Raw genomic sequence first — 11,860 nt, 5'->3', positions numbered from 1 at the left:
TCTATGGCCGAAACGCAAAACGATCCCCTGCTGCCGGGATACTCGTTTAACGCGCACCTTGTGGCGGGGCTGACGCCTATCGAGGCTGAGGGATATCTCGACTTTTACGTCGACCGACCGCTCGGCATGAAGGGGTATATCCTCAACCTGACCGTGCGCGGAGAGGGGATCATCAAGAATGGCGACCAGCAGTTCGTCTGCCGCCCCGGCGATATCCTGCTGTTCCCGCCGGGGGAGATCCATCACTATGGCCGTCATCCGGATGCCAAAGAGTGGTATCACCAGTGGGTCTACTTCCGTCCGCGCGCCTACTGGCAGGAGTGGCTTACGTGGCCCGCTATTTTTGCGCACACCGGTTTTTATCGCCCGGATGAGGTACATCTGGCGCAGTTCCGTGAGCTGTTCGCGCAGATTATTGAGGCGGGGCAGGCCGGTGGTCGCTACGCTGAGCTGCTGGCAATAAACCTGCTTGAACAGCTGCTGCTGCGACGAATGGAGGCGATTAACGCGTCGCTTAACCCGCCGCTGGATAACCGCGTGCGCGACGCCTGCCAGTACATCAGCGACCACCTGGCCGACAGCCAGTTTGATATTGCCAGCGTTGCCCAGCACGTCTGCCTGTCGCCGTCGCGGCTATCGCATCTGTTCCGCCAGCAGCTGGGCGTCAGCGTGTTGAGCTGGCGCGAGGATCAGCGCATCAGCCAGGCGAAGCTGCTGCTCAGCACCACCCGAATGCCGATTGCCACCGTAGGGCGCAACGTGGGCTTTGAGGATCAGCTCTATTTTTCTCGCGTATTTAAAAAATGCACCGGCGCCAGCCCGAGTGAATTCCGCGCCGGATGTGAATAAACGGTAAAAAAAGCTAAACAAACAGGTGAACCCGGAAAGCAACCTGTAAACTATTCAGACAATTGTTGCCTTGACGCGGTGCGGGGCGCTAAGCAGAATCGCTGATTCGTTTTCTGACCGGAATAGTTATGCAGGCATTGCTGGAACACTTTATTACCCAGTCCGTTATGTACTCGCTCATCGCCGTGGCGCTGGTGGCGTTTCTGGAATCGCTGGCGCTCGTGGGGTTAATCCTGCCCGGCACCGTGATGATGGCGGGGCTTGGCGCGCTGATTGGCAGCGGCGAGGTTAATTTCTGGCAGGCGTGGCTGGCCGGGATTATCGGCTGCCTGCTGGGCGACTGGATCTCCTTCTGGCTGGGCTGGCGCTTTAAGAAGCCGCTGCACCGCTGGTCGTTCATGAAAAAGAACAAAGCCTTGCTGGATAAAACCGAGCATGCGCTGCACCAGCACAGCATGTTTACTATTCTCGTGGGCCGCTTTGTCGGGCCAACGCGTCCGCTGGTGCCGATGGTGGCGGGGATGCTGGATCTGCCCGTCGCAAAGTTTGTGGTGCCGAACATCATCGGCTGCGTCTTCTGGCCGCCGTTCTACTTCCTGCCGGGGATCCTGGCCGGTGCGGCTATCGATATTCCTGACGGCATGCAAAGCGGTGAGTTTAAGTGGCTGCTGCTGGGTACCGCGCTGCTGCTGTGGCTGGCCGCGTGGCTGTGCTGGCGGCTGTGGCGCAGCGCGAAAGCCAGCGTCGATCGCCTGACGCGCTATCTTCCGCGCACTCGTCTTTTGTGGCTGGCCCCGCTGACGCTGGGTGTGGCGGTGGTGGCGCTGGTCGCGCTGATTCGCCACCCGCTGATGCCGGTGTACGGTGAGATTTTATTAAAAGTGGTCAGCCGTTAATGTGTTTTTTCTCTCTGGCATCCCATATCTCTGCCAGCCCGGTTTGAGCTGGTGATTGATTAGACTTGAGATAAATGACAGGGAATAAGTGAGATAATTATGGGAAGAACTGGGTCAACATGGGAAGAGACTGGATGGAATATGCAATACCCTTACAGTATGTGAAAATCAGACCGGCCCGAAAAAAACAGAACTCGCACCAGTCTGATTGCAGATATTACTCCTTTCTCCCCGTATCGGCATCGGGTTCACCATCAAACAGTTTGCCCTGCATTCGATCCAGTTCTTCTTTTCTGACCCGCTTCACCACGCTGTAAACCCACTGTAGCGAAACACCAAATTTACGGGCCAGTTCGTGATGGTTGCGCCCGTCAAACTCCAGGAAGATTTCACGGTCGCGCTGGCTGACCTTCCAGACCATGCCCATCGGGAAATAGACGTTTTGCCCGCCCCAGACCTGCATCATACGGTTCGCGACGGCCTGACCAATCTGGTCGGCAACTGCGGGTTCGATATCAATAATCTCGCGGACGGTCTCAGAGGTGTGCTGTGCCAGTTCCACCAACAGTTCCGGCCCTTTACTACGAAACTGATTCAGGTCGCTCATTGCTTCACCCCCGCAGCCCTGCGCTGCCACTTTTTCAGTTTCTCAATAACGCTACTTGCCTGCTCATTGCTGAGCCAGCGTAACGCGCTGATGCCCGTTTCCCGTTTAACCCATAGCGCCAGCGCCTGCTCTGAACTGTCACGGACGACACCTGCCGCAGCCATTTCAAGCCATAGTGCACGGATTTTCTTTGACTGAGGATGGCTATCCAGCGGTAAACCGGACCTGGATTTCCCGGCAGGTTTAACGCGAAAGCCTTTCTTTTTCATGGATTCCAGCACGCAGTTTAGCTGTGTGGTATCCATCCCTTTGGTTGAGGCTTTGCCGGTCAGCCCCTGCAGCATCTGGCGGTAAGTATCCTCATCCATCTGGAGGTCGCTGCGGGCAATATGAATAAGTTGAATGAGGCGCTGTTTAGTCATCATCGACCTCACCTTTCGATTTTCCTCTGACATAGTCAACATATAAAGGAAGGGCTACAGGCCAGCAAAGGAGCATTACCGCCCAGCTAATCCAGTATTTAGCGCCGCTGTATCGTGAACAAAAACCTGAATGGCGGTGCAGCTCAGCATTACACCACCCCACGAGGCAGTACCAGAACAGGGCGCATACAATATATTCAGCCATCATAAGCCACTCCCCAGCTTCCGCTGCTCATGCCCGCTGACAGGCTGATGCAGGCGAACGTTTTCCCCTTCTCTGTAACCGATATGGCGCGACAAATCCGCGCCACGTGATTTCCCAGCTTCACGGCCCGTAGTTGTGCCTGAATCCGGGTATTTCTGTTCGAGCCAGAGTTGAGCCAGCTCCCGTTCCTCACGAGTCATAGCAAACAATTGCACTTCACTACGCACGGCCAGTACCCAACCTTCGGCAAATTTGTCGCCACGGCTGGTCTTTGTCGTGCTTTTGATTCTTTTATTCTGCTGCCCGATGTAGTTTTTTCGCGCCGTAATAAGCTGTCGGGCGAGAACATCCCAGGTATAAGACGCCAGCTCAACGCGGCCTTTATTACCGTAAAAGCCAACGCTGGGTTTATGACCTGAATGAATAATAGATTCCACCCCAAAGGCCGCCTGGATGATCCCCAGCAGACCCAGCATGTAACGTGGTGGATTAACGCTGCCTGCAGCCCAGTAGTTGCTGATGCTTTCGTCTATATCACTGAGTGCAATATCGTCACGGGTAATGCCGTATGTCTGCATCAGTTTCTGAACACGCTGCAGTGCCAGTGATGCTTCATGTGGATTATCAGATTTTGACAGTGCCAGGAGTTTCTTTAATTTCTCCAGAATCTTTTCTTTATCAGTCATAATTAATCCTCCTTACCTGCACCTGGTTCTATTATGTGCAGCCGTGGCTCTCCATCTTTCGGCTCTGGCCACTGGCGAGCCTTATTTATCGCCAGTTTTTCAACCATTGCCCTAGTGATTGACTCATCAGAAATACCCATACGGCGCTGAGCATCCCACAACAGAAACTGCATATCAGCCCACTCAAGCAGATCGGATGGGGCAGCTGATGCCTCCAGAGCTTCTTTCGACAGGTGTTTCAAAGGGCCAATAGGGCCAACATCGCCGAATGTCGCATTTGACCACTCGGCATGTTCACGACGAACTTGTTCACGTTGATTAGGCTTGCGAAGCTCCTGTAGTTCAGCCAGTGCCAGCACACAATCATGAAATATTGGGTCTATCTTTTGACCGCTGATATAGCTATTTAAAGCATTGTCATGATCGGCCCAGCGTTTCAGGCTTTGATGGATATGGGCCAGGCGATCATCTGGTAATTTTTCATTCTGCGGCATAAGTCACCCCCAGTCGTTCGGCAAGGCGTTCCAGCTTTTTCTGCTTATGAAAGTCAATCATCAGGCCCATCCCGTTGAGGCGGAACTGTTCAATCATGATTTCAACGTCAGCCAGTTCGCCAGCCAGGTCAACTTCACTGCCCAGTCCGTTCATGTTACGGGCAGCAGCAGCGGCCAGTTCGGCGGCTTCTTCTATCAGCTTCAGTGTCTGTGCTTCAGGGCCAAAGGCTTTCAGCGCCAGATAGTAGATCGCCGAACGGTTATCTAAATTCATGTCTTTCATTTTGTTGCCTCGCAGGGGATGAACTCCATGGCCGGGACTTCGGTGTAGTAATGCTGGCTGCAGTGAGGGCATACCAGCGTGATGAGGACGGCTGGCACATGGTATTTGCCAGAGGTAATGACGCTGGCGTCGCTGAACTTCAGGGTAGTGATACCTTTCTTACAGTTGGAACATTTGATGGACATGATTTATTCCTCAATGCTGTTTTCGGCGTGCAGAAGCCCACGGCACTGACGCCGAAATAAAAAAGAAATTGAATTAAAATTAAATGGCAGCGATATCTAACGGAATATTAATTAGTTTCCCGTGTTTATCTTTCTCCCGGAAATTAATATAGGTTTTGGACATTGCCACCTGCAGTGATTCCGATATGGCTTCCATTGCCCGGTTCCAGCGCTCGTCCTGAATCTTGACGCGGCGCAGGGAAAGAATACGTCCGGTATTAAGCTGGCCCTCTTTGTCCACCTGGAAAGCATCGCTGATGATGGCCCGCAGGTTGGCGTTTGCGCCTTCCGACCACTCGGTGACGCACTCGTCTATCAGATCTTTGGCAATCTGCAGCTCTGGCCCGAAGGTCAGGGTTTCCTGCACGCGGATGGTGATCTGCTGAGCACCGTCGAAGCTGCTGAAGGTCACGTTGCCTTTGGCACCGCCACGCGTTCTGCCGTACTTCTCGGCCACAAGGTCAAGCCAGGCATAGCACTCGTCAAAGGCACGACGCTTGAAGTCGCTGAGTTCATCGCGTTTAACTTTCGCGGCGGCAACCTGTTCTTTAACGAAAGAATCCATCGCAAGGTCATAGTCAGACACCTGGTCAACCGGCACCAGACGCCCCTTGCGGTCTTTCATGTAGTCTTCTTTATTTACTTCGCTCATCTCTGTTCACCTTATGGTTAATGTAATGACTCTGACCAGGTAATACGGCAGCCATGCAACTCAAAGACGCCCTGACGAAAGCGCCCTGAGCCGTCATGGCCAACATGGGTATAACTCGCTTTGCCCTGCTCCAGCAGACGGGCACAGTGCCCGTTGCGGGCGATACGGATAACCGGCTTACTGCCCGCAATCATGACGCTCTGCACGGTGGTGTTCATGGCGTTGAGCGCCATAATGGCGGACTGCACCTTGCTCATTTGCTGGTTGATATCGGCGATGGATTTCATGATTAAACCCCTTTGACGACGTCGGCGTTGACCTGCGGAACCCCGATTTCAGCAGCCAGATTCATGGCAGCTATCACCAGGTTACTGACGGCCAGCGGATACAGCAGGCTGACCATGCTTTTTCGGTTACTGCCCAGATTACTCAGGCGGGCGCGGATGGCCTCCACTGCGCTGGCGTCCATGATGTCGGCCAGTTGCTTACCGGCGCGTTGCAGCTTGAACGTCAGAAACTCTTCGAGGCTGTTGTCCAGCGGCAGTAGTTCAACCACCTCGCAGCGCTGGACGACCTCACGGACTTCCATGTTGCGTTCGGACAGTTTGTCCGCCAGCTCAGGCTGGCCAATCAGCACGATGGACAGCAGCTTTTTGAAGCCGGACTCCAGTTCAAAGAAGCGTTTAAGGTGCTTCAGTGTCGGAATGGGCAGACTGTGGGCCTCCTCAATCACCAGAACATGGCTGAAACCCGCCTGGCTGCTGTCCTTCAGAACGCGGTGCAGCTGGCGGAAACGGGCGTCCTGGCTGCGTTTGATGCTTTCCAGTGGCGCTATGGTGCTGATGATGGCTTCGGCGATAGCTGCCGCCTTGAGGGTTTTGCCCTTCACATCATTGTCTTCCATGGCGATGATGTATGGCTCTATGACAATCACCGGCGCGTTCTCACGGTTAACGCGTTCAATCAGGTCGCGGCGCAGCGTGGATTTACCCGCGCCGGACTCGCCGATAACCGCCAGAAAGCCACCGTGGCGGGCAGTCTGGAACAGCGCCTCACGCACGTAGCGGATATCCGGCGTGGTGAACACATCGTCCGCGCCCTGCATGGCTTCATCGGCGAACGGGTCACGGAAAAGGCCAAACGCTTTTTTAGTTGCTGGAAATAACACCTGCTTTTTGAGTAACATGTTCTCTTCCTCACTGAGGTTGGTTTTATCGGTAGTACCCGCTGTACGGGGCGTGACAGCGCCCTGTGCAGCATCAAAACTCTTCGCTGTATCAATCCCCTGACTTTCCAGATATAACGCCAGACGCTGGCGCACCTCCTCCGTACTGGTGCGGGGCCACTCGTTATGGTTCACAATCTGGGCCAGTGTGGCCTCGGAAACGGCGACGGCTCTTGCCACCACCGCCTGCGGGATGCGGGCCTCTTTCAGTTGTTGCTTCAGTACCAGCATGCCTTCCTCCTCAGTTACCGTTAACGATGCTGATAACGCTGTTACGGGCCGGAGTGGTCAGGGTGACCATGACCTCATCCAGCGCGGTTTCCGGTACGCCATCAGGGTACTGTGCCGCTAACTGGCGGTAATGTTCCGGCGTCCAGGTATGGCCGTTAGCGCTGAACTTCTCGCGCAGGGCTTTCGCCGCCTCCACATGGGTCAGCGGACGCTGCTCGATACGCGGCCCGCGCACATCTGAAGCCTGACCGCGTTTAGGCATGTAGGCCGGGTGGTCATCGCGCTCAATGTCCAGATAAGGGTTGAAGCGACCACCGAACGGCAGGGCTTTGTCTTTCTTCGCCGCCTCGGTTTCTTCCTGGCTGGCGGTGCCGTAGGTATGTTGTTCCACTTGATCGCGGTTTGTCTGGGTAACAGTTTCCGGCAGCTGTCGATATTCTTCACCAATCACCGGTGCGCTGGTGCTGTACTGCCAGAGTTCATCTTTATGTATCGCGTGAATAACGTGGAAGGTCTCAAAGCCTTCATCATTGACGATAACGACCCGCGCTTCATCGTCTGACCACGGATTGCGTGCAACCAGTACTTTGTCACCGACGAACACACCAGGAACGTCAGACACATCGTATTCCTTGCCTCTGAAGGGTACGCGCAGCTTGCCGGTAACGGTGCGTTCTTCAGGTGCAGAGATGGCCAGTTCCCTGCAGATTTCGGGAGGCGGGGCTTTTACCAGTTGCTCTTCGGTGATTCTCAGCCAGGCATCGGTACGCGACATGCTGTGGCGGCTATGGATTGCGGTGCGGTTAAACTTCATACGCCAGAGACGCGCCAGCCGGTTCAGTTCATCAATATCATCCACCCTGAGAAAGCGCAGGCCGCCCTCGAACTTGCGTTCGATAATGTCACGAGCCTTTTCCACCGAACCGGTGGCGCGGGCGTTGTGAGCCTTATGCTGAATGGTGCGGATGCCCATCGCCCGGCACATATTGAGCAGCGAGGCCGAGACCAGCGCAGAGCCGGGGTCGGTAAACAGAATTTTCGGCACCCCATGCAGTACGTCGGCGCTGCCGCGTTCCTGCATGGCGTTAATCATCACTTCCAGGAAGTTGACGGCACTTTCTCCCCCGAAGCGGTACTCGACGTAAATCCAGCCCGTAGTGTGGTCGGTGATTTCAAATGACCACACCCGGTCATTGACGATACGGTCAAGGTTGCGGGGTTTGTTTTTGTTGAACTCTGCCGCGCTCATGACGCGCAGACCGGTGTCCCCTTTTGCCCTTTTGGCCGGATTTTTGAGGTAATACAGCACGCAGATGGACGCATCCAGTTGCCAGACGTGGTTTGGATGCAGACTGGCCAGCTCCAGTGCAGGAGATGGTGCCCGTAACTGGTCGGGGTGCATACGATGCTGGCGGAGGGCGCGACTGATAGCGTCAATTGAGAGCGGGAAAAACTCCCCGGTCTCAGTATCGGTGCGGCCAGCAATAATCAGACCGTTATCGCGTAATCCGTCCACAATATCCTCCAGACTGTAGCCTTTCTTACCGTTGCCGGGACGGGGAGACGCCAGCCACGCCCCGGAGATGGTCAGCATCTCATCGTGGGTCAGCGTCGTTTTACCGGCATCTGAGCGCTGTTTGCGTGGTCGGCTCATCCGTACCCCCTTAAGCTTTTTCAGCAGGGTGGCGCGTGACATCTGTAATTCTTCACACGCTGCCCGGTATACCGCCTCTTTTTCACCGTGTCCGGCTGCGTCAGCGGCGGCGGCTATGCTGACAAGCCGTTGCGTCAGCGCTGGATTCATGATTCAGCCTTCGCTTTTTGTTGCCATTGCTTCCATTTCTCACTGTTCTCGTGAAGTTTCTCCGCAATCTCAACAGCCCGTTTGTTGGCAGAGCAGCGACAGCGTTCGTTTTGGATATAGTGAATTTTTTCCAGAAGTAACGTTTCCATTGCGGTGGCAAATGCATGCGCATCGGGTGCTGAAATCCTGATTTCTCCAGTACTGGTCAGGATGCAGAATCCCGCCATCATGTCTGGTACAAGAGTGCATAGCGCGTGTCCAAGAACTTCCGGGCTATCCATGTAAAGGCTTTCCTGCGGTTCCCGTTCTCTTACTGGTGGTGTCAGATGTGACGCGACCATGTTATTCATCCTCTTCCTGTGCTTCTTTCACCCAGTCCGGCATGCTGTCAATCTCGCGGAAGTCAGGCAGGTCAAACTGTTGACGCATGTCGACTACACGGGCTTCGATATCATCAAGCAGTCCTGCCATGATATGGGTGTGGCTGATGCCGGTACGTTCTGCGTGTTCGGCCAGTGCCTCAAAGCCGCATTTGAGGTTGATAAGAGCGCTGAGTACGCCGCTTTTAAAGCCAGTGGCTTCCGTTTCAAGCGCCTGACCTTCTTCATCAGGCGTCTCTGTAGTTGCACGACGCGTCAGTTTCGCCTTGAGTTCATCAGCCTGATCTTTGAGAACGTTGATCTCATCTTTCTTTTCGGCCAGCGTCTGGCGGCTGATTTCGAGGTCGGTTTTGAGGTCTTCTTTCTCTTTGGTGTGCTTGGCGATCATTTCCTCGGCCAGCTCCAGCAGGGCCGTTTTGTCGCCTTCTTTGGCTACTTCAATGAGGGCGCTTTTCTGGTCGTCCGGCAGGCGGCGGAACTGGCGCAGTTCGCGATAACCAATCCCCATGCGGGACATGGAATCTAAGGCTTCTTCACCGAAGGCGGTAAGGTTGGCAATATCTAAATCTGCTTTATCAACGGAGATTCCGAGAACATTACAAAACTCATCCCATGTGCCCGAAAACTCCGAACCGTTCGGTGTTTTCTTGCCCTTTAGATTGCGATATAGCTTGTTTTCTTTAACAAATGCCAGTTTAGAAGTCCGAACTGTTCGGGAAAATTGCTCAAATGCATCAGCCATCTGTGCCTGACCAAGAAGCTGATTCAGCAGATCACGTTCATCACTGAGTTGGCTGGTTACTGTCGCCATCAGATTTTGAGTCGCTTTCAGTTCGGGATTTAGCTCCACGTCAGGTGCAAGTTCAGCATGTTGTGATTTTGTGCGAGCCATTGTTACTCCTTAGCGGCTACCAGCCAGTACACGCTGGTTAAGTTCGTCGATGCGCCCCTGTGCGCGGGACATTTCATTGTTATGGGCCATGGCGATTTGCAAAAGCTGTACACCAGGAGCAAAACGCCCGTTTTCAAGCTTGAGCGCCAGCCCTTCTTCAATCAGGGTATTTAGGGCGCGGTTGATGTTGGCTGGAGACTCTCCCAGAGCTGATGCCAGTTCACCGTTAGAAACCCCGTTCAGAGCGTGACCGCGCAGTGCTTTAAGAACGCGCAGAATGCGGGAGCCAGAACTGGATACATTTGCCTTACTCATGTCACATTCCCCTTTTTGCAATATGTGATAACCTTTTACGCAGACAAAAAATCATCAGGCGGCTTGGGCTGCTGATTTAAGTCCAAGCTTCACAGCGATTTCATGGGATTTACCGTACCGAGCCTTGGTCTGACCGTTGAGAACGCGGTAGACCTCGTAACGGCTGTAGCCGTTTTCTTCTGCCCACTGGGTGAATGTAATTCCCCGCTGGCGGAAGAGCGTTTTGACTTGGTCTGCAGTCATTGTTGTCTCCTTGGTTGATACAACTATGTTTGTACTATGTGTGTTAGATTATTGTCTAAAAAATTAGACAGAGCAAGGTATATGTCCATTATTTTAGAAGAACTTCACGATCGTCTAGTTGAGGAATTAAAACGCATCGGCCCTCAAACTGTTGCTAAGTTAACGGGCATATCTCGTGCGACGATTTACAACTGGATGGAAAAGGGCAATACGCCCTTAGATAAATTGGCTCTTTTGGATGCAGCGGGCATAGATGTTACTTACATACTTACTGGTCAGTGTGCTCCAGGGTCTATTGTAGAGAGACCTTCCTTAACAACTCGGCAGGCGGCGTTGTTGGACAACTATGAGCACTTAAATGATTCAGACAAAAAGGCTTTAGAGCGTACAGCCTTTGCGTTGGCGGAACAGGGAAAGGTGAGCAAAAAAACAAAAACAGCATCATGATATGCTCTGAATCTTTAATGCAGAATAAGCTGGATGTATAAGAAAAAGGAGACCAACATGGCGGGTATTCAGGTTATTGCAGGAAATTTTCCCAAGGGATGGGCAAGTTTTGGCTTTGGCACTATTGTCTTCGGTAAAAAACCTAAACAAGGCTTCCCTGATGCTATTGTGCTGAACCCGAAGGAAGAGCTGCTATCAATTGAAATTGCAGACAGTGAGGTGGAAAGCCGCATAGGTAAGGCCGCAGGCACAGGTATCCTTGGTGGGCTAATATTTGGTGGCGCGGGTTTGGTCATTGGAGGCTTGCTTGGCGCAGCAGATAAGACAAAGAAGACCATAACATTTAAAGCGGCATTCACGGGGAATAGGCAGCTTCTAGCTAAAACGGATGCAAAAACCTTTTTAAAGCTGCAGTCAATCGCTTTCGATAACGCAAATAATTTGCCTGTAACCGATAAGGTGCATGTTGAAAATTTGGATGCTTCAGCTGAAAATCCATCGACTAAAGAGCCAGATTCCCCTTCTGTTGCTGTAGCCAAGATGACATCTAAAGATAAGCTTGAGCTTGCGGTTGGCTTGGTCGTCATCACCTTAGTTATCTGGGCAGTGATTCACTTCTTTTTTTAGGAAAGTGCTTAAAAACACGTGCAGTTCTAATAGAAGTAAGGGCGATTTAAATCCGCCCTTGAGTATCATTTTTTACGCATTGACGGTGTCACAGCCCATCAACAACAGGGGCCTGATAGCAAGCCCGCATGGCTATTGGGATTGGGGGAAATAGTTAATTTTATCTGACCAATGAGTATTCCTTTCAGCTTATCTTCAGGGGGCATTCGCGGCGTTTTCTCTACCCGCTCAAGCGCGGCCTGCATCTCTCTTATTGCCTTTGCCAGATTGTCGGCATTGACGCTAAGTGTGTAGATTTTTGCTGCAGTTTCATACTCATCGCAGGTTATTCCCATTAAGTATGAGGCTTTGGGCTTATTGATTGCTGAACTCATGCGT

20 protein-coding genes are annotated in these 11,860 nt (G+C 53.0%); 4 read left to right on the top strand and 16 right to left on the bottom strand.

What is annotated here, in order from left to right; translation table 11 throughout:
- Positions 1–3 precede the first annotated feature (3 nt).
- The gene (araC, locus tag ACJBF3_RS13475; RefSeq protein ID WP_045327681.1) at positions 4–849 is read left to right on the top strand and encodes an arabinose operon transcriptional regulator AraC; all 846 of its coding nucleotides are present in this window, start codon (positions 4–6) and stop codon (positions 847–849) included.
- 128 nt (positions 850–977) lie between these two features.
- Positions 978–1,745 (top strand): DedA family protein, encoded by a 768-nt coding sequence (locus ACJBF3_RS13470; RefSeq protein WP_045327682.1) that lies wholly within the window; start codon positions 978–980, stop codon positions 1,743–1,745.
- 217 nt (positions 1,746–1,962) lie between these two features.
- On the opposite strand, the gene ACJBF3_RS13465 is transcribed toward ACJBF3_RS13470, so the two are convergent.
- The 15 genes from ACJBF3_RS13465 to ACJBF3_RS13395 form a co-directional block, all read right to left on the bottom strand.
- Positions 1,963–2,352, bottom strand: a complete 390-nt coding sequence (locus ACJBF3_RS13465; protein ID WP_032639420.1) for a Mor transcription activator family protein — start codon at positions 2,350–2,352, stop codon at positions 1,963–1,965.
- Positions 2,349–2,777, bottom strand: coding sequence for a gp16 family protein (locus ACJBF3_RS13460; RefSeq protein ID WP_045329650.1), 429 nt, complete (start codon positions 2,775–2,777; stop codon positions 2,349–2,351). The genes ACJBF3_RS13465 and ACJBF3_RS13460 overlap by 4 nt, the downstream gene beginning before the upstream one ends.
- Entirely contained in the window at positions 2,767–2,982 is a 216-nt protein-coding gene (locus tag ACJBF3_RS13455) for a hypothetical protein (RefSeq protein ID WP_071890037.1), read from the bottom strand. The genes ACJBF3_RS13460 and ACJBF3_RS13455 overlap by 11 nt, the downstream gene beginning before the upstream one ends.
- Entirely contained in the window at positions 2,979–3,665 is a 687-nt protein-coding gene (locus ACJBF3_RS13450; protein WP_406545185.1) for a DUF2786 domain-containing protein, read from the bottom strand. The genes ACJBF3_RS13455 and ACJBF3_RS13450 overlap by 4 nt, the downstream gene beginning before the upstream one ends.
- Before the next feature lie 2 nt (positions 3,666–3,667).
- Positions 3,668–4,159, bottom strand: coding sequence for a DUF550 domain-containing protein (locus ACJBF3_RS13445; protein ID WP_080337357.1), 492 nt, complete (start codon positions 4,157–4,159; stop codon positions 3,668–3,670).
- A complete protein-coding gene (locus ACJBF3_RS13440; RefSeq protein ID WP_045329646.1) occupies positions 4,146–4,442 on the bottom strand; it encodes a hypothetical protein in 297 nt (98 codons plus the stop codon). The genes ACJBF3_RS13445 and ACJBF3_RS13440 overlap by 14 nt, the downstream gene beginning before the upstream one ends.
- Positions 4,439–4,627 (bottom strand): hypothetical protein, encoded by a 189-nt coding sequence (locus ACJBF3_RS13435; protein ID WP_032639427.1) that lies wholly within the window; start codon positions 4,625–4,627, stop codon positions 4,439–4,441. The genes ACJBF3_RS13440 and ACJBF3_RS13435 overlap by 4 nt, the downstream gene beginning before the upstream one ends.
- A gap of 79 nt (positions 4,628–4,706) precedes the next feature.
- Positions 4,707–5,318 (bottom strand): DUF3164 family protein, encoded by a 612-nt coding sequence (locus ACJBF3_RS13430; RefSeq protein WP_006118595.1) that lies wholly within the window; start codon positions 5,316–5,318, stop codon positions 4,707–4,709.
- Positions 5,319–5,335: 17 nt separating this feature from the next.
- On the bottom strand, positions 5,336–5,605 hold the full coding sequence (locus ACJBF3_RS13425; protein WP_023214064.1) for a hypothetical protein: 270 nt from the start codon (positions 5,603–5,605) through the stop codon (positions 5,336–5,338).
- 2 nt (positions 5,606–5,607) lie between these two features.
- A complete protein-coding gene (locus ACJBF3_RS13420; RefSeq protein ID WP_045329641.1) occupies positions 5,608–6,774 on the bottom strand; it encodes an ExeA family protein in 1,167 nt (388 codons plus the stop codon).
- 10 nt (positions 6,775–6,784) lie between these two features.
- On the bottom strand, positions 6,785–8,578 hold the full coding sequence (locus ACJBF3_RS13415) for a DDE-type integrase/transposase/recombinase (RefSeq protein ID WP_023304076.1): 1,794 nt from the start codon (positions 8,576–8,578) through the stop codon (positions 6,785–6,787).
- Positions 8,575–8,928, bottom strand: a complete 354-nt coding sequence (locus ACJBF3_RS13410; protein ID WP_023304075.1) for a hypothetical protein — start codon at positions 8,926–8,928, stop codon at positions 8,575–8,577. The genes ACJBF3_RS13415 and ACJBF3_RS13410 overlap by 4 nt, the downstream gene beginning before the upstream one ends.
- Positions 8,921–9,850, bottom strand: a complete 930-nt coding sequence (locus tag ACJBF3_RS13405) for a hypothetical protein (protein ID WP_023304074.1) — start codon at positions 9,848–9,850, stop codon at positions 8,921–8,923. Before ACJBF3_RS13405 ends, ACJBF3_RS13410 begins: the two co-directional genes overlap by 8 nt.
- Positions 9,851–9,859: 9 nt before the next feature.
- A complete protein-coding gene (locus ACJBF3_RS13400) occupies positions 9,860–10,165 on the bottom strand; it encodes a helix-turn-helix domain-containing protein (RefSeq protein ID WP_023304073.1) in 306 nt (101 codons plus the stop codon).
- A gap of 54 nt (positions 10,166–10,219) precedes the next feature.
- The gene (locus ACJBF3_RS13395; protein WP_023304072.1) at positions 10,220–10,408 is read right to left on the bottom strand and encodes a DNA-binding protein; all 189 of its coding nucleotides are present in this window, start codon (positions 10,406–10,408) and stop codon (positions 10,220–10,222) included.
- An 81-nt stretch (positions 10,409–10,489) separates the two neighbouring features.
- Between ACJBF3_RS13395 and ACJBF3_RS13390 the strand changes: the two genes are divergently transcribed.
- A complete protein-coding gene (locus ACJBF3_RS13390; protein ID WP_050582480.1) occupies positions 10,490–10,855 on the top strand; it encodes a helix-turn-helix domain-containing protein in 366 nt (121 codons plus the stop codon).
- A 57-nt stretch (positions 10,856–10,912) separates the two neighbouring features.
- Complete coding sequence (locus ACJBF3_RS13385) at positions 10,913–11,482, top strand: hypothetical protein (protein ID WP_023304071.1); 570 nt, start codon at positions 10,913–10,915, stop codon at positions 11,480–11,482.
- Positions 11,483–11,580: 98 nt separating this feature from the next.
- Here ACJBF3_RS13385 and ACJBF3_RS13380 read toward each other — a convergent pair whose 3' ends face one another.
- Positions 11,581–11,856, bottom strand: coding sequence for a hypothetical protein (locus tag ACJBF3_RS13380; protein WP_023304070.1), 276 nt, complete (start codon positions 11,854–11,856; stop codon positions 11,581–11,583).
- Positions 11,857–11,860: the final 4 nt, after the last annotated feature.

The organism is Enterobacter sp. PP-008-ECC_S150, from assembly GCF_045257065.1.
Taxonomy (GTDB): Bacteria; Pseudomonadota; Gammaproteobacteria; order Enterobacterales; family Enterobacteriaceae; genus Enterobacter; species Enterobacter chengduensis.
Note: the sequence above shows the minus strand (reverse complement) of the source record. Positions and strands in the feature narration are given on the sequence as shown.

Excerpts from the sequence above, each read along its gene's own strand:
- araC (WP_045327681.1), top strand. The coding sequence starts at position 4 with ATGGCCGAAACGCAAAACGATCCCCTGCTGCCGGGATACTCGTTTAAC.
- ACJBF3_RS13470 (WP_045327682.1), top strand. The coding sequence starts at position 978 with ATGCAGGCATTGCTGGAACACTTTATTACCCAGTCCGTTATGTACTCG.
- ACJBF3_RS13465 (WP_032639420.1), bottom strand. The coding sequence starts at position 2,352 with ATGAGCGACCTGAATCAGTTTCGTAGTAAAGGGCCGGAACTGTTGGTG.
- ACJBF3_RS13460 (WP_045329650.1), bottom strand. The coding sequence starts at position 2,777 with ATGATGACTAAACAGCGCCTCATTCAACTTATTCATATTGCCCGCAGC.
- ACJBF3_RS13455 (WP_071890037.1), bottom strand. The coding sequence starts at position 2,982 with ATGATGGCTGAATATATTGTATGCGCCCTGTTCTGGTACTGCCTCGTG.
- ACJBF3_RS13450 (WP_406545185.1), bottom strand. The coding sequence starts at position 3,665 with ATGACTGATAAAGAAAAGATTCTGGAGAAATTAAAGAAACTCCTGGCA.
- ACJBF3_RS13445 (WP_080337357.1), bottom strand. The coding sequence starts at position 4,159 with ATGCCGCAGAATGAAAAATTACCAGATGATCGCCTGGCCCATATCCAT.
- ACJBF3_RS13440 (WP_045329646.1), bottom strand. The coding sequence starts at position 4,442 with ATGAAAGACATGAATTTAGATAACCGTTCGGCGATCTACTATCTGGCG.
- ACJBF3_RS13435 (WP_032639427.1), bottom strand. The coding sequence starts at position 4,627 with ATGTCCATCAAATGTTCCAACTGTAAGAAAGGTATCACTACCCTGAAG.
- ACJBF3_RS13430 (WP_006118595.1), bottom strand. The coding sequence starts at position 5,318 with ATGAGCGAAGTAAATAAAGAAGACTACATGAAAGACCGCAAGGGGCGT.
- ACJBF3_RS13425 (WP_023214064.1), bottom strand. The coding sequence starts at position 5,605 with ATGAAATCCATCGCCGATATCAACCAGCAAATGAGCAAGGTGCAGTCC.
- ACJBF3_RS13420 (WP_045329641.1), bottom strand. The coding sequence starts at position 6,774 with ATGCTGGTACTGAAGCAACAACTGAAAGAGGCCCGCATCCCGCAGGCG.
- ACJBF3_RS13415 (WP_023304076.1), bottom strand. The coding sequence starts at position 8,578 with ATGAATCCAGCGCTGACGCAACGGCTTGTCAGCATAGCCGCCGCCGCT.
- ACJBF3_RS13410 (WP_023304075.1), bottom strand. The coding sequence starts at position 8,928 with ATGAATAACATGGTCGCGTCACATCTGACACCACCAGTAAGAGAACGG.
- ACJBF3_RS13405 (WP_023304074.1), bottom strand. The coding sequence starts at position 9,850 with ATGGCTCGCACAAAATCACAACATGCTGAACTTGCACCTGACGTGGAG.
- ACJBF3_RS13400 (WP_023304073.1), bottom strand. The coding sequence starts at position 10,165 with ATGAGTAAGGCAAATGTATCCAGTTCTGGCTCCCGCATTCTGCGCGTT.
- ACJBF3_RS13395 (WP_023304072.1), bottom strand. The coding sequence starts at position 10,408 with ATGACTGCAGACCAAGTCAAAACGCTCTTCCGCCAGCGGGGAATTACA.
- ACJBF3_RS13390 (WP_050582480.1), top strand. The coding sequence starts at position 10,490 with ATGTCCATTATTTTAGAAGAACTTCACGATCGTCTAGTTGAGGAATTA.
- ACJBF3_RS13385 (WP_023304071.1), top strand. The coding sequence starts at position 10,913 with ATGGCGGGTATTCAGGTTATTGCAGGAAATTTTCCCAAGGGATGGGCA.
- ACJBF3_RS13380 (WP_023304070.1), bottom strand. The coding sequence starts at position 11,856 with ATGAGTTCAGCAATCAATAAGCCCAAAGCCTCATACTTAATGGGAATA.